Annotated in this window: 24 protein-coding genes and 1 other RNA gene; 14 read left to right on the forward strand and 11 right to left on the reverse strand. The window is 63.5% G+C overall.

Annotated features, from left to right (window positions below):
* Positions 1 to 174 precede the first annotated feature (174 nt).
* The 5 genes from folD (at position 175) to AC56KZ_RS07750 (ending at position 5,242) form a co-directional block, all read left to right on the forward strand.
* Entirely contained in the window at positions 175 to 1,083 is a 909-nt protein-coding gene (gene folD, locus AC56KZ_RS07730; protein WP_497161569.1) for a bifunctional methylenetetrahydrofolate dehydrogenase/methenyltetrahydrofolate cyclohydrolase FolD, read from the forward strand.
* A gap of 17 nt (positions 1,084 to 1,100) precedes the next feature.
* On the forward strand, positions 1,101 to 3,218 hold the full coding sequence (locus AC56KZ_RS07735; RefSeq protein ID WP_497161570.1) for a M3 family metallopeptidase: 2,118 nt from the start codon (positions 1,101 to 1,103) through the stop codon (positions 3,216 to 3,218).
* A gap of 76 nt (positions 3,219 to 3,294) precedes the next feature.
* Positions 3,295 to 3,720, forward strand: a complete 426-nt coding sequence (locus tag AC56KZ_RS07740) for a DNA polymerase III subunit chi (protein WP_497161571.1) — start codon at positions 3,295 to 3,297, stop codon at positions 3,718 to 3,720.
* Positions 3,717 to 4,085: a hypothetical protein gene (locus AC56KZ_RS07745; RefSeq protein ID WP_497161572.1), complete on the forward strand. Its 369-nt coding sequence runs from the start codon at positions 3,717 to 3,719 to the stop codon at positions 4,083 to 4,085. The genes AC56KZ_RS07740 and AC56KZ_RS07745 overlap by 4 nt, the downstream gene beginning before the upstream one ends.
* An 11-nt stretch (positions 4,086 to 4,096) precedes the next feature.
* Positions 4,097 to 5,242, forward strand: coding sequence for a branched-chain amino acid ABC transporter substrate-binding protein (locus AC56KZ_RS07750; protein WP_497161573.1), 1,146 nt, complete (start codon positions 4,097 to 4,099; stop codon positions 5,240 to 5,242).
* Between the two features lie 86 nt (positions 5,243 to 5,328).
* Here AC56KZ_RS07750 and AC56KZ_RS07755 read toward each other — a convergent pair whose 3' ends face one another.
* On the reverse strand, positions 5,329 to 5,637 hold the full coding sequence (locus tag AC56KZ_RS07755; protein WP_497161574.1) for a c-type cytochrome: 309 nt from the start codon (positions 5,635 to 5,637) through the stop codon (positions 5,329 to 5,331).
* Between the two features lie 184 nt (positions 5,638 to 5,821).
* Here AC56KZ_RS07755 and AC56KZ_RS07760 point away from each other — a divergent pair, with 184 nt between their 5' ends.
* Together AC56KZ_RS07760 and AC56KZ_RS07765 are read left to right on the forward strand one after the other, a co-directional pair.
* The gene (locus AC56KZ_RS07760; protein ID WP_497161575.1) at positions 5,822 to 6,046 is read left to right on the forward strand and encodes a TIGR04438 family Trp-rich protein; all 225 of its coding nucleotides are present in this window, start codon (positions 5,822 to 5,824) and stop codon (positions 6,044 to 6,046) included.
* Positions 6,047 to 6,127: 81 nt separating this feature from the next.
* Positions 6,128 to 7,309 (forward strand): PAS domain-containing sensor histidine kinase, encoded by a 1,182-nt coding sequence (locus AC56KZ_RS07765; RefSeq protein WP_497161576.1) that lies wholly within the window; start codon positions 6,128 to 6,130, stop codon positions 7,307 to 7,309.
* Here the strand turns inward: AC56KZ_RS07765 and ilvD are convergent, their stop codons facing one another.
* A complete protein-coding gene (ilvD, locus tag AC56KZ_RS07770) occupies positions 7,310 to 8,992 on the reverse strand; it encodes a dihydroxy-acid dehydratase (protein WP_497161577.1) in 1,683 nt (560 codons plus the stop codon). It lies immediately after the preceding gene.
* Between the two features lie 127 nt (positions 8,993 to 9,119).
* Here ilvD and AC56KZ_RS07775 point away from each other — a divergent pair, with 127 nt between their 5' ends.
* A complete protein-coding gene (locus AC56KZ_RS07775; protein WP_497161578.1) occupies positions 9,120 to 10,013 on the forward strand; it encodes a LysR family transcriptional regulator in 894 nt (297 codons plus the stop codon).
* Positions 10,007 to 10,861, forward strand: coding sequence for a prolipoprotein diacylglyceryl transferase (gene lgt, locus AC56KZ_RS07780; RefSeq protein ID WP_497161579.1), 855 nt, complete (start codon positions 10,007 to 10,009; stop codon positions 10,859 to 10,861). Before AC56KZ_RS07775 ends, lgt begins: the two co-directional genes overlap by 7 nt.
* Positions 10,862 to 10,888: 27 nt before the next feature.
* Here the strand turns inward: lgt and AC56KZ_RS07785 are convergent, their stop codons facing one another.
* The 8 genes from AC56KZ_RS07785 to AC56KZ_RS07820 form a co-directional block, all read right to left on the reverse strand.
* Positions 10,889 to 11,689 carry a sulfite exporter TauE/SafE family protein gene (locus AC56KZ_RS07785; protein ID WP_497161580.1) on the reverse strand — a complete coding sequence of 267 codons (801 nt, stop codon included), beginning with the start codon at positions 11,687 to 11,689 and terminating at the stop codon, positions 10,889 to 10,891.
* 140 nt (positions 11,690 to 11,829) lie between these two features.
* Entirely contained in the window at positions 11,830 to 12,159 is a 330-nt protein-coding gene (locus AC56KZ_RS07790) for a rhodanese-like domain-containing protein (RefSeq protein ID WP_497161581.1), read from the reverse strand.
* 18 nt (positions 12,160 to 12,177) lie between these two features.
* Entirely contained in the window at positions 12,178 to 12,570 is a 393-nt protein-coding gene (locus AC56KZ_RS07795) for a hypothetical protein (protein ID WP_497161582.1), read from the reverse strand.
* Positions 12,567 to 12,881 carry a metalloregulator ArsR/SmtB family transcription factor gene (locus tag AC56KZ_RS07800; protein ID WP_497161583.1) on the reverse strand — a complete coding sequence of 105 codons (315 nt, stop codon included), beginning with the start codon at positions 12,879 to 12,881 and terminating at the stop codon, positions 12,567 to 12,569. Before AC56KZ_RS07800 ends, AC56KZ_RS07795 begins: the two co-directional genes overlap by 4 nt.
* Before the next feature lie 70 nt (positions 12,882 to 12,951).
* Positions 12,952 to 13,419 carry an EVE domain-containing protein gene (locus AC56KZ_RS07805; RefSeq protein WP_497161584.1) on the reverse strand — a complete coding sequence of 156 codons (468 nt, stop codon included), beginning with the start codon at positions 13,417 to 13,419 and terminating at the stop codon, positions 12,952 to 12,954.
* 99 nt (positions 13,420 to 13,518) lie between these two features.
* Positions 13,519 to 13,699: non-coding RNA, 6S RNA (gene ssrS / locus AC56KZ_RS07810), on the reverse strand.
* Positions 13,700 to 13,768: 69 nt separating this feature from the next.
* Positions 13,769 to 14,068 carry a cell division protein ZapA gene (locus tag AC56KZ_RS07815; protein ID WP_497161585.1) on the reverse strand — a complete coding sequence of 100 codons (300 nt, stop codon included), beginning with the start codon at positions 14,066 to 14,068 and terminating at the stop codon, positions 13,769 to 13,771.
* Positions 14,065 to 14,313 (reverse strand): hypothetical protein, encoded by a 249-nt coding sequence (locus AC56KZ_RS07820; protein WP_497161586.1) that lies wholly within the window; start codon positions 14,311 to 14,313, stop codon positions 14,065 to 14,067. The genes AC56KZ_RS07815 and AC56KZ_RS07820 overlap by 4 nt, the downstream gene beginning before the upstream one ends.
* A gap of 434 nt (positions 14,314 to 14,747) precedes the next feature.
* Between AC56KZ_RS07820 and groES the strand changes: the two genes are divergently transcribed.
* The 3 genes from groES to AC56KZ_RS07835 all read left to right on the forward strand — a co-directional run bounded on the left by groES (position 14,748) and on the right by AC56KZ_RS07835 (position 17,307).
* Positions 14,748 to 15,038 (forward strand): co-chaperone GroES, encoded by a 291-nt coding sequence (groES, locus tag AC56KZ_RS07825; RefSeq protein ID WP_494381351.1) that lies wholly within the window; start codon positions 14,748 to 14,750, stop codon positions 15,036 to 15,038.
* Between the two features lie 45 nt (positions 15,039 to 15,083).
* Entirely contained in the window at positions 15,084 to 16,730 is a 1,647-nt protein-coding gene (gene groL / locus AC56KZ_RS07830; protein ID WP_497161587.1) for a chaperonin GroEL, read from the forward strand.
* Between the two features lie 157 nt (positions 16,731 to 16,887).
* On the forward strand, positions 16,888 to 17,307 hold the full coding sequence (locus tag AC56KZ_RS07835) for a hypothetical protein (RefSeq protein WP_497161588.1): 420 nt from the start codon (positions 16,888 to 16,890) through the stop codon (positions 17,305 to 17,307).
* Between the two features lie 12 nt (positions 17,308 to 17,319).
* On the opposite strand, the gene AC56KZ_RS07840 is transcribed toward AC56KZ_RS07835, so the two are convergent.
* The gene (locus AC56KZ_RS07840) at positions 17,320 to 17,697 is read right to left on the reverse strand and encodes a YfeK family protein (protein WP_497161589.1); all 378 of its coding nucleotides are present in this window, start codon (positions 17,695 to 17,697) and stop codon (positions 17,320 to 17,322) included.
* Between the two features lie 172 nt (positions 17,698 to 17,869).
* Here AC56KZ_RS07840 and AC56KZ_RS07845 point away from each other — a divergent pair, with 172 nt between their 5' ends.
* Complete coding sequence (locus AC56KZ_RS07845) at positions 17,870 to 18,964, forward strand: NAD(P)-dependent alcohol dehydrogenase (RefSeq protein ID WP_497161590.1); 1,095 nt, start codon at positions 17,870 to 17,872, stop codon at positions 18,962 to 18,964.
* A 118-nt stretch (positions 18,965 to 19,082) separates the two neighbouring features.
* Entirely contained in the window at positions 19,083 to 19,499 is a 417-nt protein-coding gene (locus AC56KZ_RS07850; protein ID WP_497161591.1) for a GntR family transcriptional regulator, read from the forward strand.
* Positions 19,500 to 19,508 lie beyond the last annotated feature (9 nt).

Genomic DNA, 19,508 nt, shown 5'->3' on the forward strand with positions numbered 1-19,508 from the left:
CGCATTTTCAAATTACGATATATCATTTCATAATGTGAAATAGGCTATGTGCCGTGCATAGCCAAATGCTCGTCCACCACCTCACCTGTGAATATGACAACGAACCACGGAGCGCGGCGCGCGATACCCGTGCGCGCCGTATAATTTCGTTTTTGTCCAGTGACGAACCCCACCATGCCAGCCCAACTGATCGACGGAGTACAACTTTCCCAGCAACTGCGCGCCGACATCGCCGTCCGCGCCGCCAAGCTTTCCGCCGCCGGCCAGCAGCCGGGACTGGCCGTGATCCTGGTCGGCGAAGACCCGGCCAGCCACGTGTATGTGCGCAACAAGGTCAAGGCCTGCGCCGAGGTCGGATTTCATTCGGTGCTGGAACAATACGATGCCGACCTTACCGAATCGGCCCTGCTCGCCCGCATCGACGCCCTGAACGCCGACCCGGCCATCCACGGCATCCTGGTCCAGATGCCGCTGCCGCGCCACATCAATCCGGGCAAGGTCATCGAGGCGATCGCCACCAGCAAGGACGTCGACGGCTATTCGGTGCTGTCGGCCGGCGAACTTCTCGCCAACCTGCCCGGTTTCCGGCCATGCACGCCCTACGGCTGCATGAAACTGATCGAATCGACCGGTGTCGATTTGCGCGGCAAGCACGCCGTCGTCATCGGCCGCTCGAACACGGTCGGCAAACCGATGGCGCTGCTGCTCTTGCAAGCCAACGCCACCGTGACCATATGCCATAGCGCGACCCCGGACCTGGGCCTGTTCACGCGCCAGGCCGATGTCGTCATCGCCGCCGTCGGCCGCCGCAACATGGTCACCGCCGACATGGTGAAACCGGGCGCGATCGTGATCGACGTCGGCATGAACCGCGACGAGGCCGGCAAGCTCTGCGGCGACGTCGACTTCGCCAGTGTGCGCGAGGTGGCCTCGCACATCACGCCGGTGCCGGGCGGGGTCGGTCCGATGACGATCACGATGCTGCTGATGAATACCGTCGAGTCCGCTGACCGCGTGCTCGGAAAGAACCAGGAAAGCCTTGGCCACGCCGCGGGGATGGCTCCCGTGCCGGGCACCGCTTGAACCCATAAGGAATCGCCATGACCAATAGCACTAATCCTCTCCTCGATTTTTCCGGCCTGCCGCGCTTCGATGCCTTCCGCCCGGAACACGTCACGCCCGCCATCGAGGGGCTGATCCAGGAGGCGGCCGCGGTCGTCGCCCGGCTCGAAGCGCCAAGCGACCAGGTGAGCTGGGAGAATTTCGTGGTGCCGCTCGAGGAAGCGACCGAACGCCTGGGCCGTGCCTGGGGCATCGTCAACCACCTGAACCACGTGGCCGACACGCCGGAACTGCGCGCCGTCTACAACGAAAACCAGCCGAAGATCACCGAGTTCTGGACCGCGCTGGGCCAGAACGAAGCCTTGTTCGCCAAATACAAGGCGATCCGTGCCGGCAGCGACTACGAGCGCCTGTCGCCGGCGAGAAAGCGCATCGTCGAAAACGCCTTGCGCGACTTCCGCCTGGGCGGCGCCGAACTGCCGGAAGATAAGAAGGAACGCTTCGCCGCGATCCAGGAACAGCACGCGGCCACCTCCACGCGCTTCTCGGAAAACGTGCTCGACGCCACCAACGACTACAAGCTTGTCGTCGAGGACGAAGCGCAACTCGCCGGCCTGCCGGACGATGCGAAAGCCGCCGCCCGCGCCGCGGCTGAGGCAGAAGGCAAGGCCGGCTGGCAGTTCACCCTGCACTTCCCGTCCTACTTCCCGCTGCTGCAGTTCGCCGAAAGCCGCAGCCTGCGCGAAACGATCTACCGCGCCAGCGCCACCAAGGCCTCGGAAATGGGCACCGTTTTCAGTGAACGGGAAAAATGGGACAACACGGCCAACATCGCCACCCTCCTGCAACTGCGCAACGAGGAAGCCAGGCTGCTCGATTTCCGCAACTTCGCGGAAGTGTCGCTGGTGGCAAAAATGGCCGAGAGCCCGGAACACGTGATCGCGTTCCTCGAAGACCTGGCGCGCCGCGCCCGTCCGTTCGCCGAGCGGGACCTGGCCGAACTGCGCGCCTTCGCGAAAGACACGCTGGGAATCGACGACCTGCAGGCCTGGGATGTGGCCTATGCATCGGAAAAACTGCGCGAGCAGCGCTATGCCTTCTCGGCCCAGGAAGTGAAGGAATACTTCCCGGAGCCGAAGGTCATCGAAGGCCTGTTCAAGGTGGTGCAGTCGCTGTTCTCGGTACGGATTTCGCTTGATTCGGCCCCGGTCTGGCATCCGGACGTGCGCTTCTACCGCATCGAGCGCGACGGGCAGCTGATCGGCCAGTTCTATTTCGACCTGTACGCGCGCGCCGGCAAGGGCCAGGGCGCGTGGATGGACGACGCCAGAGGCCGCCGCGTGACGCTCGGCGGTGTCGTGCAGACGCCGGTGGCCTATCTGACCTGCAACTTCACGCCGCCGGCGACCGTCGACGGCAAGCTCCAGCCCTCGCTGTTCACGCACGACGAAGTAACGACCCTGTTCCACGAATTCGGCCACGGCCTGCACCACATGCTGACCGAAGTCGAGGAGCTGTCGGTCTCCGGCATTTCGGGCGTGGAATGGGATGCGGTCGAGCTGCCTTCCCAGTTCATGGAAAACTTCTGCTGGGAGTGGGACGTATTGCAGGGCATGACGGCGCACGTGAAAACCGGCGAGCCGCTGCCGCGCGCGCTGTTCGAGAAGATGCTGGCCGCTAAAAACTTCCAGTCCGGCATGCAGACGCTGCGCCAGGTCGAGTTCTCGCTGGTCGACATGCACCTGCACACCGACTACGATCCGGCCAGCCAGCAGAGCGTGCAGGAACTGATCGACGAGGTGCGCGGCAAGTTCTCGATCATGATCCCGCCCTCGTTCAACCGTTTCCAGCATTCGTTCGGCCATATCTTCGCAGGCGGCTACGCGGCCGGCTATTACAGCTACAAGTGGGCCGAGGTGCTGTCGGCCGACGCCTATGCCGCCTTCGAGGAAGCGCTTGAAGCCGGCGGCGGCGAACTGTCGGCGGAAACCGGGCGCCGCTTCCAGCGCGAGATCCTGGCCGTGGGCGGCTCGCGTTCGGCGCTCGAATCGTTCAAGGCCTTCCGCGGACGCGAGCCCTCGATCGACGCCCTGCTGCGCCATAGCGGCATGAACGCCGAATCGGCAGCGGGGTTCGCAAAACCGGCGGGCCTGTAAGGGGACAAGAGGCGATTCCCGGTGCATTGCGTCGGGAATCGCCCCAAGCGCGGCGCTCCGGATTACAATCGCAGCCATGACCCGGATCGACTTCCATACCAATATTCCCGACAAACTCGCCTATGCCTGCCGCCTGGCGCGCAAGGCCTATGCGGCCAAGGCGCAAGTCGTGCTGCTGGCCGAGGACGCCGAGCAGGCGGCGGCCCTGAACGAGGCCCTCTGGACCCTGTCCGACACCGATTTCCTCCCCCATGTGCTGGCGGACGACCCGCTGGCGCCGGATACGCCGATCATCATTACCCATAGCGAAGACGCCGCCCTGCCGCACTTCGACATGCTGGTCAACCTGACGCAACGCACGCCGACCACGTTTGCCCGCTTCGCGCGCGTCTTCGAGATCATCTCCCTTGACGCACTCGACGCCGCCGCCGGGCGCCAGCGCTACGCTGCCTACAAGAAGCAGTCCTATCCCCTGACCCACTTCGTCGCAGGACAGTCATGAACCAGAATCCAGCGTTTGACAGCAGCATTCCCGTGTTGACCGAAGTGGTGATCGAGCCGGCCCCCGCCGAGCCGATGGACTCGGAACCGGCCGACGACATTCCAACCCTGAGCGATGCGCTGCCGATTCCGGCCGCGCCGGTGACGCAGGCAAGCGCCGTCGCCGAGCCCGACTGGGACGCGTTCGAACAGCGCATCGTCGAACGCATCGTGGCGCAACTGCAGCCGCAACTCGAGGCCGTGGTGCGCAATGCCCTCTCCTCGGCCGCCGACCAGATCCACATCGGCCTGCGCCAGACGGTCGAGCAGATGGTGGCGCAACAGGTCGCGGTAGCACAACACCAGGCGCTCCCATCAACGTTCTGACTGGAGTAGACATGATCATCGAACGCATCGCCTTCGTTGCTGCCCTGGGAGCAGCGCTCGCTGTTGCCGGCGCCGCCCATGCCCAGCAGGTGGTCAAGATCGGCCACGTCGCTCCCGTTTCCGGCCCGAATGCTCACCTCGGCAAGGACAATGAAAACGCCGCCCGCATGGCGATCGACGAGCTCAACGCAAAAGGCTTCACCATCAACGGCCAGAAGGTCACGCTGCAGCTGCTCTCGGAGGACGACGGTTCCGATCCGAAGCAAGGCACGGCCGTGGCGCAGAAACTGGTCGACGCCAAGGTCAAGGGCGTGATCGGCCACCTCAATTCCGGCACCACCGTGCCCGCCTCGAAAATCTACAACGACGCCGGTATCCCGCAGATTTCGCCGGCCACCACCGCCACCCAGTACACCAGGCAGCGCTTTCCCGGCGCCTTCCGCGTGGTGGCGAACGACGCCAAGCTCGGCGGCACCCTGGGCAAGTATGCGATCGACAACCTGAAGGCGAAGAACATCGCCGTCATCGACGACCGCACCACTTACGGCCAGGGCGTCGCTACCGAGTTCCTGAAGGGCGCCAAGGGACCGGGCGTGCGCATCGTCGGCAAGGAGTTCACCAGCGCCACGGCCACCGACTACACGGCGATCCTGACCTCGATCCGCGCGAAAAAGCCCGATCTCGTCTTTTTCGGCGGCATGGATTCGGTCGGCGGCCCGATGCTCAAGCAAATGAAAGCGCTCGGCATCAATGCCCGCTTCATGGGTGGCGACGGCATCTGCACCGAAGCCCTGGGCCGCCTGGCGGGCGACGCCGTCGGCGACGGCAAGGTCATCTGCGCCGAAGCGGGAGGCGTGGCCGGCCCCGCGCAGGAAAAGGCCATGGCCGACTTCCGCGCCCGCTTCAAGCAGAAGACCGGACAGGAGGTGCAGCTGTATGCGCCCTATGTCTACGATGCGGTGATGGTGATGGCGGCCGCGATGCAGGCGGCAAAATCGGCCGAGCCGATGAAATACCTGCCGGAGCTGAAAAAGATCAATTACCAGGGCGTGACCGGCCCGATCGCCTTTGACGCTTCTGGCGACATCAACAATGGCGCTCTGACCCTGTATACCTACAAGGGCGGCAAGCGCAGCAGGCTCGACGTCATCCGCTGATCGACGGCATCAGCAGAGATAAGCGGACGAAAAAAAAGCGCGCTGGCCAATGCCGTCGCGCTTTTTGCGTTTTACTGCTGCCGCTTTTATTTAGTGGCCAGGATCCATTTGACCAGGCTGCGCGCATCCGCTTCGCTCACTTGCGAATTCGGCGGCATCGGGACCGAGCCCCAGGTGCCATTGCTGCCCTTCATGACTTTAGCGACCAGCTTGTCTTCCGCGCCTTTTTGGCCGGCATACTTGGCAGCCACATCCTTGTAGGCAGGGCCGACCACCTTGTTCGACACCGCATGGCAAGCCATGCAATTCTTTGCTTTGGCGAGATCGGCCTGCGCGAACGCGACGGGCGATGCAAGGACCGACAAAACACCGCACAAGATCAGGGACCGTTTCATGTAACTCTCCAGAAGTAATGATGGCATTCTACCGCGTTTCCAGGCGGTGACTGCCCACCGTCACACTCTGTAACCTCGCTTACGTTTTATGGTTGCGGCATTGCCACTAAGCGCCCTGCAGGCTCTGTTATTTTCCACAGAGCACTAAAATCTTTGTAAGATGGCCGGATTCCGGAGGAAAACCATGCCCTTGATCCTGTTAATTGCCGCGCTCGTCGCCCTGCGTTTTTTTGAAGTCTGGCGCTTTGCCGAGCTGTCCTGGTGGTGGATCGTCGCCCTGATGGTGTTTGCCTTCGTCTGGTTCGAATACATCGAAAAGATGCTGGGCTGGGACAAGAAGAAAGCGCATAACGAAGACGAAAAGCGGCGCCAGGCGCGCGTCAAGAATACCTTCGACAAGCGTAAATAAACGCGCCGCAACCTCAACGTGAGTCCCCTTGCGCCCCTTGCAGGCTAGAATGGGTCTTCATTGCGGGCAAGAGGGGCATGCATGGCACAGGGGCCGAACAGTCACTGGACTTCCGAGCAGGCGAGCGCTTTCAGCGACTTGATGCTGCGCGAGACGCGGCAGTACGGGATTGTCTTCTACGAGGACGATTGCCGCATCAGCGGCTGGAACGAAGGCGCCTATTTTCTTACCGGCTGGACCGCCGACGAGGTGCTGGGCCAGAAGACGGCGATGCTGTTCGTACCAGAAGACCGCGAACGCAAGATCGACGAGCACGAGGCGAATACGGCCCGGATCGTCGGCGTGGCCGAAGACCAACGCTGGCACATGCGCAAGGATGGCTCGCGCCTGTGGTCGAGCGGGGTGTCGATCCGCATGCCCAGCGCCCCCGGAGCAGCACCGCGCTTCATGAAGATTTTCCGCGACGCGACCCACCTGCGCACGCGCATGAAATACCTGGAAAACATGGTCCAGGACTGCAAGGCCCAGCAAGTCGATAAAAACGTCTTCATCGGCACCATTGCCCACGAAATGCGCAACCCGCTCGCGCCCCTGAAGACGGGCCTGGAACTGTTGAAACACCTCCCCGGGAGCGACCCGCGCCATGAGCAGCCGATCCGGATCATGGACCGCCAGGTCGGCTTCCTCGATCGGCTGGTCGAAGACCTGGTCGACCTGACGCGGGTGCAGTCCGGCAAGCTGAGCATCTCCTACGAATGCATCCGCCTGCAGGACTGCCTGTTCGAGGCCATCGACAGCTGCCGCGCCGCGGCGCAGGCCAAGAAGCTCACGATGGTCGACGTGTTGCCGCCGCTGCCGATCGAGGTCGAGGTCGATCCGCGGCGCCTGCTGCAGGTCTTCCTCAACCTGCTCAACAACGCGATCAAGTACACGCCCGAGGGTGGCACGGTCTGGGTCACGGCAACAGCCGACCAGACCCATTTCGTGTGCAATTTCAAGGACGATGGCCAAGGCATCAGCCCCGAGCTGCTGCCGCGCATTTTCGAGGTGTTCACGCAGGCGCAGGACACCAGCGCCGCGCGCGGCGCGGGACTCGGGATCGGCCTGGCGGTGGTGCGGGAGATCGTGTCGCTGCACCAGGGGACCGTCGAGGTACGCAGCGAGGGGCCCGGCCGCGGCAGCGAGTTCCTGGTACGCATTCCGCTGCGCCAGCCGCACGGGTCGGAACCGGAACCCTTGCCGGCGCCCGACGGCGGGGGCTGATCAACCCGTCACCGCCCCCTTGCTCGCGCTCGAGGTCAGCGCCGCGAACTTCGCCAGCACCCCGCGCGTGTAACGCGGGGCCGGCTGCTTCCAGGCCGCGCGGCGGCGGGCGATTTCCTCGTCCGGCACATTCAGCTCGATCAACAAGGCGGTGGCGTCGATCGTCACCGAATCGCCCTCTTCCACCAGCGCGATCGTGCCGCCCTCGAAGGCTTCCGGCGATACGTGGCCGACCACCATGCCCCAGGTACCGCCCGAGAAGCGCCCGTCGGTGATCAGGCCCACCGATTCGCCCAGCCCCTTGCCGATCAGCGCCCCGGTCGGCGCCAGCATTTCCGGCATGCCCGGCCCGCCCTTCGGTCCCAGGTAGCGCAGCACCAGCACGTCGCCCGGGTTGATGCGGTTGGCGAGGATCGCGTCCATCGCCGAATACTCGTCCTCGAACACGCGCGCCGGGCCGGTGATGACCGGGTTTTTCAGGCCCGTGATTTTCGCCACGCAGCCTTCCGGCGACAAATTCCCCTTCAGGATGGCCAGGTGGCCCTGGGCGTACAGCGCCTTGTCGAGCGGGCGGATCACGTCCTGTCCGGCGGGCGGCGTCGAGGAAACCTGCGCCAGTTCCTCGGCCAGGGTGCGCCCGGTAATCGTGATGCAGCTGCCATCCATCAGGCCGGCGTCGAGCAGCAGCTTCATCACCTGCGGCACGCCGCCGGCCTTGTGCAGGTCGGTCGCGACGTACTGGCCGGACGGCTTCAGGTTGCAGATCACGGGGACGCGGCGCCGCACGCGCTCGAAATCATCCAGGGTCCATTCGACATCGGCCGCGTGGGCAATCGCCAGGTAATGCAGCACGGCGTTGGTCGAGCCGCCGGTGGCCATGATCAGCGACACCGCATTCTCGATGGCGGCGCGGGTGATGATGTCGCGCGGTTTCAGGTCGCGCTTCACGGCCTCGACCAGCACCCGCGCCGATTCGGCGCAGGATGTCACCTTCTCCTCGTCGGGATTGGCCATGGTCGAGGAATACAGCAGCGACATGCCGAGCGCCTCGAACGAGGACGACATGGTGTTAGCCGTGTACATGCCGCCGCAGGAACCGGACGAGGGGCAGGCGTTCTTCTCGATGCCGTCGAAATCTTCCTGGCTCATGCGCCCGGCGCTGAACTCGCCGACCGCCTCGAAGGCCGAGACGATGGTCAAATCCTTCCCTTTCCAGTTGCCCGGCTTGATGGTGCCGCCGTAGACATAAATCCCGGGGACGTTGGCGCGTGCCAGGGCGATCATCCCGCCCGGCATGTTCTTGTCGCAGCCGCCAATCACGACCACGCCGTCCATCCACTGGCCGTTGACGCAGGTTTCGATGCAGTCGGCGATCACTTCGCGCGAAATCAACGAAAACTTCATGCCTTCGGTACCCATCGACATGCCGTCGGAAATGGTCGGCGTGCCGAATACCTGGGGATTCGCACCCGCCTCCTTGACGGTCGTGACCGCGATGTCGGCCAGCTTCTGCAGGCCCGAGTTGCAGGGCGTGATGGTCGAGTGGGCATTCGCGATGCCGATCATCGGCTTGTCGAAGTCTTCCTTCTGGTAGCCCATTGCGTAGTACATCGAGCGGTTCGGACTGCGGGCGACGCCCTCGGTCACCATGCGCGAGCGGCGGTTGTAGCGTTGGTCGGCCATGCTTGACTCCTTCGATAACGGTTTATCAAGAATGCCTTGCGCCGATAGCCGCGTCAAATATAAGATTTGCACGGCTGTGATATGCACAGCATATCGACACAGCTAAAAAACATGGAAACGCATATCGATGAATCTTGAGCTTCGCCAGCTGCGTTATTTCGTCACCGTCGCCGAAGAGCTGCATTTCGGCCGCGCCGCCGAGCGCCTGCACATGACCCAGCCGCCGCTGTCGCAGGCGATTGCCGCCTTCGAGCTGGCGCTGGGCGCGCCGCTGTTCCTGCGCAACCGGCGCCAGGTGAGCCTGACGCCGGCCGGGAGTGCTTTGCTGCCCGAAGCGCGGCGACTGCTCGATGCGGCCGCCGGCCTGCCGGCGCTGGTGCGGCGCGCCGCCGCCGGCGAAGCGGGCCGCCTCGCCCTCTCCTTCGTGACGCCGGCCGACTACAGCGTACTGCCGCCCCTGCTGCGCGACTATAGCGCCGCCTTTCCCGCGGTACAGCTGGTGCTGCAGGAAGCGACCACCGACGTCCAGATCGACGATCTGCTGCAGGGGCGCATCGACGCCGGCCTGGTGATTCCGCCCCTGCCCGAGAAAGCGCAAGCGAGCCTGGATTACCGCAAGCTGCTGGAAGAACCGCTGGTACTCTGCCTGCCGGCCGGCCTGGTGAAAGAAAGCGGACCGGTGGCGCTGGACGCGCTGCCGCCCCTCCCCTTGATTATTTTCCCGCGCAGAAGCGCCCCCGCCCTGCACGACGCCATCCTCAGCTGCTTCCACGACGCCGGCATCGTGCCGGCAATCGGCCAGGAAGCGATCCAGATGCAAACCATCGTCAGCCTGGTGTCGGCAGGCATGGGCTTGGCACTTGTGCCACAATCCGTGTCGAACCTGATGCGCCCCGGCGTAGAATACCGAGCCCTCGCAGACCCTTCGCCGCTGGTGGAACTGGGCGTCTGCTGGCGCCGCGACAGCGTGTCGCCCGTGCTGCGCGCCTTTTTGGAATTAACAAGGAAAGAAACATGCTAGTACACCCGAATCCGGACCCGGTCGCCATCTCGCTCGGCCCGCTGGACATCCACTGGTACGGCCTGATGTACGTGGTCGCGTTCGCGCTGTTCCTGATCCTGGGGCGCGTGCGCATCAAGCAGCCGCATATCGCCGCCCAGGGCTGGAAGAACGAAGACCTGGACGACATGCTGTTCTACGGCATGCTCGGCGTCGTCATCGGCGGGCGCCTGGGCGAAGTGCTGTTTTACCAGCCGGCCCATTTTTTCGCCAATCCGCTCGAGATTTTCAAGGTCTGGCAGGGCGGCATGTCCTTCCATGGCGGTTTCCTGGGCGTGCTGGCCGCGATGGGCCTCTGGGCGCGCAAATCGAAGCGCAACGTGCTCGACGTGTATGACTTCATCGCGCCGATGGTGCCGCTCGGCTACGCTGCCGGGCGCCTCGGCAACTTCATCAACCACGAGCTGCCGGGCCGCGTTGCCGACCCCAGCCTGCCGTGGGCAATGCTCTGGCCCGACGGCAGCGGCCAGAGTTTCCTCGACGGCCTGCGTCACCCGTCGCCGCTGTACCAGATGCTGGTCGACGGCATCCTCGTGTTCCTGATCCTGTGGCCGTATGCGCGCAAGGCCAGGCCGCGCCTCGCCGTCGGCGCCATGTTCACGCTCTTGTATGGCTGCGCGCGCTTCTTCACCGAGTACTTCCGCGTGCCGGACTGGGAAACCACGGTTGCCGGCTTGCCGATCACCTCGGGCCAGGTGCTGTCCTTGCCGATGATCGTGGCGGCGCTGGCCATGCTGGCCTGGGCGTATTCGCGTGAAAACCGCAGGGTGGCCCCCCCCGTGCCCACGCGGAACGACGCGCGGAGTTAGCTTTCGGGTGGGCACAGTGTGCCCACCTTACGCGGCCTTCAAGAACATATAGGCCGCCAGCGCATACAGAATCACCGCGAACACCTTCTGCAACTGGCGCACCGGCATCTTGTGCGCCGTGCGCGCGCCCAGCGGCGCCAGGCTGACGCTGGCCACGGAGATGATCGCCAGCGCAGGCACGTAGATATAGCCCAGCGAATACGCGGGCAAGCCCGGCTCGCCCCATCCGTAAAAGATGTTGGCCAGGGTGCCGGCCAGCGCGATCGGGAAGCCGAGCGCGGCGCTGGTGGCCACCGCATTGTGGATGCGCACGTTACACCAGGTCATGAAGGGCACCGAGATGAAGCCGCCGCCCGCCCCCACCAGCCCCGACAGGATGCCGATGATGCCGCCGGTGGCGAACATGCCGGGCGCCGCCGGCAGCTCGCGCGCCGCCGCCGGTTTTTTATTGATCAGCATCTGGGTGGCAGAGAACGCGACGAAGATGCCGAAGAACAAGGCCAGCACCGAGGAATTCATCTGCTTGCCGATCCAGGGCCCGATCATCGAGCCGACCACGATGCCCGGCGCCAGCATTTTCACGACATGCCAGAGCACCGCGCCATGCTTGTGGTGGGCGCGCACCGAGGACAGCGAGGTAAACATGATGGTGCCGAGCGAGGTGGCGATCGCCATGTGCACCACCAGCTCGTCGGGGAAGCCGCGCGCGGTGAAGATCATCGTAATGAAGGGCACCAGCACCATGCCGCCGCCAATGCCGAGCAGGCCGGCGGCAAAGCCGCCAAAGGCGCCCATGGCCAGCAGGGCCAGGATCAGCAGCGGGTCCATGCGCCCTCCGTGCAGGGGGCGGGCCGGGAAGCAGAACGAAAATCAGGAGGGAAAGCCATCGACACAGCGGTATCCTCTAAACAATTGAGCAGATGAGCAACAGAGTCTAGTCGATGGCTGCTCAAATGTCGAAGCGTGGTTCAGCTGCCGCTGTCGACCGGCAGCTTTGCGCCCAGCCAGCCGCTGATCCCCGCCGACATCACCCGCACATCCGTATGGCCCAGCCGCTCGGCCCGGCGCGCCGCGTTCGGCGCCTTCCGGCACAGCGGATTGGAGCAGTAGAACACGAGCGGCGCGGCGCGATCGGCCGGCAGCAATCCGCCGTCGAAATCCGGCGCCAGGTTGAGTGCCCCGGGAACGCGCGCCTGCAGCCAGGACTGGCGCGCATTCAGGTCGATCACCGTCAGGGCGCCCTGCCCCAGGCGCTCGTGCAGCTCGCGCGGAGCAATTCCCTTCAAACCCATCAGCATGGCGAACATGGCGGCTCCTTAACCCTGGACCACAGCGCCTGCGCGCATGCAGCGCAGGATGGCGGCCAGCAGCGCCACGGCAAGGATGGCGCCGCCGATCAGGTGCATCGAGGCCAGCGGTGCAAGCAGGCTTGCGGCCATGTAACCCAGGCCGCCCAGCACCAGACTCCAGCCGGCAAAGCGCCGCGCCGCCTGTTCGCTCGCCGGCGAACAGCGCAGCCGTGCCAGCGCGACCAGGGATTTCGGAATCGCATTCGCATAGACCACGACGACCAGGCCCAGCAACACGCCGCTCAGCCGCTGCGCCATCTCGACGCTCAGGTAGTCGGGCGCCGCCCAGCGCAGGACGAAGGAGGCGGCGAGGATGAAGGCGGCGCCGGCAAGCGCGCGGGTCAATGGGACAGTTTTCATGGTTTTTCCTGTTTCGATTCGACTTCGGCATGGCCGTCCTCCGGCCGCGTGACCTGCAATCCAAACGCCTGCGCAAAACCGAGCAGCGCTTCTTCCAGCACCGACAGCTTGAGCCGGTAGGTGATGTTGCGCCCCTGCTTCTCGGCCTCGATCAGACCGGCGCCGACCAGCACGGCGAAATGCGCCGACATGGTGGGCTTGGAAACGTCGAACATCTCGGCGAGTTCGCCCGCGCCGATGGGTCCGGCTTGCAGGAGCTGCAGGACTTTGCGGCGGGTGGGGTCGGACAGGGCTTTGAAGACAGTGCTCATGAAATGATTATTAGCTAACCATCTAACTATGTCAAAGGATTTTCGGCGTTCGCTCGGTTGCCACGGTGACTCAAGGCGTTTCGCGCAACAGTTCGAGAATCCGCTTCCACTGGCCGGCGGTGACCGGCGAAATGGAAAGGCGGCTTCCTTTCTGCAAAAGAAGCATGTCTTCGAGTTCGGGAACAGTGCGCATTTCCGCCAGCGGCAAATAGCGCCCCTGCTCTTTTGCGCGGACGTCGATGGAAATCCAGCGCGGCTGCTCCATCGTCGCTTTCGGGTCGAAGTATTTGCCGGCGCTGTCGAACTGGGTGGCATCCGGATACGGGGAACTGGCCACTTCCGCAATCCCGGCGACACCGGGAACGGCGCAGCTGGAGTGATAAAACAGGATGCCGTCGCCGACCTGCATCGCGTCGCGCATGAAATTGCGCGCCTGATAATTGCGCACGCCAAACCAGGCCACGGTTTGCGCTGGCGCCCCGCGAACGTCGTCGAAACTGACTTCGTCGGGTTCGGATTTCATCAACCAGTACCGCATTGCACCGCTCCACGAAAATAGTAAACCGCGCGTCGCGTTAAAAACATGCGCGCATAAAAAAACGGCTGCGCGCCAATGGCCGCAACCGTTTTCAGGAATAAGTGCCCCGCCTGTGCCGTTTTTTGCCGGCATCCCGAACCTAAAGGCTCAAGGTGGTCACAGTCAGTCCAATTTCGGGTTCGTCGAACTAGCGACGCTCACGCCCATCGAAAATATCCCGCAACCTATGCACGTAAATGGTTCAAGGAATATATGGCAATCTCGAACACCGCAGGGTGCTACGCAGTTTACTCGCTTGAACCGGCAAGTCAAACGAATTTGGCCGCACGGGAGAGATTTTCTTGCGGTGTCAGGCTGGCCGCAGGGCGGCGTCGAGGACGGTATGCATCGCTTCGATTTTCTGCTTGACTTCCAGCATCGACATGTCGGACAGCGGACCTTGCGGCGACTTGACCGACAGGAATTCCGCGGCGACGCTGAGCGCGGCCATGACAGCGATGCGGTCGTTGCCCTTCACCTTGCCGGAGTCGCGCAGGGCCGTCATCTTGCCGTCGAGGTAGCGCACGGCATCGCGCAGCGTGGCTTCTTCGCCTTCCTTGCAGGCCAGGCGGTAGGGCTGGCCCATGATGGTGACATCCAGGTAAATCATCGGCTGGCCTCGGTATTGAGCGGTGCGTCGGACGCTTCGGCCTCATGCCCTGCGGGCAGCGGCAACTGTTCGATCACGGCTTCGATGCGGTGCTGGGCTTCGACCAGGCGTTCGAGGAGCGCCGTGTTCACTTCGTTCAGCACCACATTTGTCTGACGCAATTGCGCATTTTCATTGCGCAGCGAGCCGACCAGCCGTGCCAGCTGTTCGATCTTGTCGGATAGGTCTTGGAATTCGGAAATCATCCGTAACTATAGGGCGGATATGGTTGCTCAGTCAACAGGCGAGCGTGCCGTGCGCCGGGGCTGAGGGCGGTTTTTCAGCCGGCACCGCCGACCCGCCATGCATACCCTGCGATCTTTTTGATCTTGCTCAATAGCCGCTCAAGGGTGCGGCACGCCCCTTCTTTTTGCTGCTAGTCTCTCCGCTTTGTTCCTGCGCTATAGCTAGTTGGCAAGCCCCTGCGCTTGAGGCAGCACAAACCTCCACAGTGAAATAAGCAAGCCAGCGTCTTGAAATACCACCATGTCGTCCCTATAATTAGCACTCGTTAGTAGAGAGTGCTAACAACCTCTTTCGAGCCGCAACGTGAACACCGGGCGCAAGCGCGATGTCTGCGCGTGGCGGCAACAACGCAAACAATAGCTAGTCCAAACCACTGAATTTTAAGGAGTTTTGCATGAACCTTCGCCCTCTGCACGATCGCGTTATCGTGAAGCGTCTCGACCAGGAAACCAAGACTGCCTCCGGCCTGATCATCCCTGATGCAGCCGCCGAGAAGCCGGACCAAGGCGAGATCCTCGCCGTCGGCAATGGCAAAGTCCAGGAAAACGGTTCGCTGCGTGCACTGGAAGTCCAGGTCGGCGACCGCGTCCTGTTCGGCAAGTACTCGGGCCAGACCGTCAAGGTCGATGGCCAGGAACTGCTGGTCATGCGCGAAGAAGACATCATGGCCGTGCTGGTCAAGTAATCTTCCTCCCTCAGAACATCCCACGAATACACGGAGAACTACAAAATGGCAGCTAAAGAAGTAATTTTCGGCGACGCAGCGCGCGCCAAGATGGTTGAGGGCGTCAACATCCTCGCCAACGCAGTCAAGGTCACCCTGGGTCCTAAAGGCCGCAACGTCGTGCTGGACCGTTCGTTCGGTTCGCCGACCGTCACCAAGGACGGTGTCTCGGTCGCCAAAGAGATCGAACTGAAAGACAAGCTGCAGAACATGGGTGCGCAGATGGTCAAGGAAGTCGCTTCCAAAACCAGCGACAACGCCGGCGACGGCACCACCACCGCGACCGTGCTGGCACAAGCCATCGTGCGCGAAGGCATGAAGTTCGTTGCCGCCGGCATGAACCCGATGGACCTGAAGCGCGGCATCGACAAGGCAGTCGCTGCCACCGTCGAAGAGCTGGCGAAAATCTCGCGTCCATGCACCACCACCAAGGAAATCGCCCAGGTCGGCGCGATCTCGGCCAACTCGGACTACTCGATCGGCGAGCGTATCGCTGAAGCGATGGAAAAAGTCGGCAAGGAAGGCGTCATCACCGTCGAAGACGGCAAGTCGCTGAACGACGAACTCGACATCGTCGAAGGCATGCAGTTCGACCGCGGCTACCTGTCGCCTTACTTCATCAACAATCCGGACAAGCAAGTCGCGATCCACGAGAATCCATTCGTGCTGCTGTGCGACAAGAAGATCTCGAACATCCGTGATCTGCTGCCGGTACTGGAGCAAGTCGCGAAAGCCGGCCGTCCGCTGGTGATCGTTGCCGAAGACATCGAAGGCGAAGCGCTGGCGACCCTGGTCGTCAACAACATCCGCGGCATCCTGAAGACCGTTGCCGTCAAGGCCCCAGGCTTCGGCGACCGTCGCAAGGCCATGCTGGAAGACATCGCTGTCCTGACCGGCGGCCAGGTCATCGCTGAAGAAGTCGGCCTGACCCTGGAAAAGGTCACGCTGGCAGAACTCGGCCAGGCCAAGCGTATCGAAGTCGGCAAGGAAAACACCATCATCATCGACGGCGCCGGCGCTGCTGAAAACATCGAAGCGCGCGTCAAGATGGTGCGCGTCCAGATCGAAGAAGCAACTTCGGACTACGACCGCGAAAAGCTGCAAGAGCGCGTGGCCAAGCTGGCCGGCGGTGTTGCCGTGATCAAGGTTGGCGCTGCCACCGAAGTCGAGATGAAGGAAAAGAAAGCCCGCGTCGAAGACGCACTGCACGCTACCCGCGCCGCGGTTGAAGAAGGCATCGTGCCAGGCGGCGGCGTTGCCCTGCTGCGCGCCCGTGCTTCGATCAACATCAAGGGCGACAACCCTGACCAGGACGCCGGCATCAAGATCGTCCTGCGCGCCATGGAAGAGCCGCTGCGCATGATCGTCCAGAACGCTGGCGAAGAGCCATCGGTCGTCGTCGCAGCAGTCCTGGCCGGCACCGGCAACTACGGCTACAACGCCGCCAACGGCATCTACGGCGATATGGTCGAGATGGGCGTGCTCGATCCTGCCAAGGTCACCCGTTCGGCCCTGCAGAATGCAGCGTCGATCGCCGGCCTGATGCTGACCACCGACTGCATGGTGTCGGAACTGGCTGAAGACAAGCCAGCCGGCGGCATGGGTGGCATGGGTGGTATGGGCGGCATGGGCGGTATGGACGGCATGATGTAATTGCGGCGGCCGCGCCGGTTCGCCGGCGCCCTGTTGCAACAAGAAAGCCCGCACGGCTCGCGCCCTGCGGGCTTTTTATCGTCCGTCCAACTGTGCGCAGGCATCGCGCGCAGCAGCCCATACTGCTTTCATCCGTCTTTCCCAACGAGGATTAACCATGCCAACAGTCAATCTGGATGAACTCGAACAGGCAGCCATGATCGTCGAAGACGGCGCCGGTTCGGTCACGGCCCTGGTGGCGCGCGAGACGGGCATGATTCACAGCCTGAACGACGAGTACATGGACGAGGAGGCGCCGATGCCCTCGGCCTCAAGCGAGGACAGGCGCTATGTGCCGGTGCCGCCTGCGGGGGTGCTTGGGATCGGCGATGCCCTGGTGCTGCGCTTTGCCGCCACCCACCTGGCCGAGGACCAGGCGCTGGTACGCGACTTGTTCAGCGAGCGCGACACCGAGGGCTTCGCGCGCCTGCTGGAAGAGCGCGGCGCGGGCGAGGCCTGGGAAAGTTTTCGCACGCAGGCCACGCACACGGCGCTGCGGCGCTGGTGCGAAGAAAATGGCTTGCAAGCGGCGCCTTGAGCCCCCGCGGCCTTATTTTGCGCGCGCGCGATAGCGCGACAATTCCCCTTTCAGGTAGACGCTGCTGGCCACCGGCTGCCCTCCCCCGCAGCGGACCAGATAATCCTTGCCGCTCATGCTGCTCTCCATCGCCGCCCGCTCGATGAACAACTCGGCAGTGGGAGCCAGATTGCGCTTGACCAGGTAATCGTATTTCTTGCGCAGGTGCTTGCGTGCCTCGGCGCCGTCGTGCCAGCTGCCGTTGCGGTTGAACTGGCAACCGGGCGTGGCGACGTAATCGAGCAGGTGCGCAACTTCGGCCTGGGTGCGCGCATCGGGCGCCGCCAGTGCCGCGCCATGGCAGGCGGCCGCCAGCAGCGTCGCCAGCGCGGTTTGGTACAGCTTCGTCATGCTTCCTCCATCGGTTGCCGGGAACGGCTTTCGAGTCTAGCAGCCCCCGGCATTGCACCTCGTCCGGCAAGCCTTGCAGTCAGGCTGCGGGCAGGTTTTCTGCGCGTGAACTAACAGACGTGGCTGCTCCACAGGCCTATCGTCCCCACTCCATTTTCCGACAGGAGCGAACATGATCAAGGTCACCGGCTATGCGGCGAAGCATTCCTTCAGCCGCCTGAAACCCCATGAATTCGAGCGCGAGGAAGCGGGCGCGCACGAGGTCGAAATCGAGGTGCTGTATTGCGGCGTCTGCCATTCCGACATCCACCAGGTGAAAAACGAATGGTCGAATACCGTCTATCCCTGCGTCCCGGGCCACGAGATTGTCGGCCGCGTGACGAAAATCGGGGCGGCGGTCAAGCGCCATGCCGTCGGCGACCTGGTCGGCGTCGGCTGCATGATCGACAGTTGCGGCCAGTGCGAAGCCTGCCGCTGCGGCGACCAGAACTATTGCGGCAGCCCGAACAGCTGGCTGGCCACCTATAACGGACCGCTGCTGCCGAAAGCAAAAGCCGGCGAAAACATCTATGGGCGCGACAATACCTTCGGCGGCTATTCGAATGTGCTGGTCGTAAAGGAAGACTTCGTGCTGAAGATTCCCGCCAATTTGCGCCCGGAAGTGGCGGCGCCGATCCTGTGCGCCGGCGTCACGACGTATTCGCCGATGAAACGCTGGGGCGTCAAAGCGGGCGACAAGGTCGGCGTGATCGGCATGGGCGGCCTCGGCCACATGGCGGCGAAACTGGCCAAGGCGCTCGGCGCCGAGGTCACGCTGTTCACCACCACCAAGGAGAAAATCGAGGAAGCGGAAAAGCTCGGCTTCAAGGCGGTGCTCGAAAAGGACAAGAAGGCGCTGGCGGAATTGGAAATGCATTTCGACTTCATCCTGTCGACCATCCCCGAAAAACACGACCTGAATCCGTTCGTGGAACTGCTCAAGCGCGACAGTGTGCTGTGCGTGGTCGGCGCGCTGGAACCGATGGCGCCGGTCGACAACATGCAGCTGGCGATCAAGCGCCGCACCATCGCCGGTTCGCTGGTCGGCAACCTGGCCGAGACCCAGGAAGTGCTGGATTTGTGCGCCGAGCACGGCATCGGCCCGGAAATCGAGATCATCCGCATCCAGGACGTGAACGACGCCTACAAAAAGGTGGAAAAGGGCGACGCCCGCTTCCGTTACGTGATCGACATGGCCTCGCTGAAGGAAGAGCTCGACGCGAGCTAGCCTGCCGGGTCCGTCGGCTCGCCCCGACGGACATTTCCAAGCATCAATTTCTGCTTGACCCTCCTGGCGGGCCGGTGCTACTGTACTACCAATACTAGTACACACAGACAGCCCGCCCATGACCTCGCACCGACGCACTCCCCTGCTCATCAATATCACGCCCGGCGACCCGCGCCCGATCGCGCGCCAGATCGCCGACGGCGTGCGGCGCCTGGTTGCCAGCGGCGACCTGCCGGTGGGCGCCGCCGTCCCCAGCGTGCGCGGCCTGGCCCTGCAGTTGACGATCAACCCGAACACGGTGGCCAAGGCCTATGGCGAACTGACGGCTGAGGGCTGGCTCGACGCGCGGCCGGGCCTGGGCCTGTTCGTGGCGCCGCCGCGCCAGCGCCTGTCCGAGGACGAGCGCGCACGCCGCCTCGACGAGGCCGTGGTGCGCTTTGCCGGCGACGTGATCGGCCTGGGTTACGGCCAGGACGCCGTGCTGCGCCGGGTGGCCGACGAACTGGCGCAATGCGCACCGAAAAAGACCGCCTGAGGAAACCGA

This window comes from Telluria sp. LT2P34 (assembly GCF_059685915.1).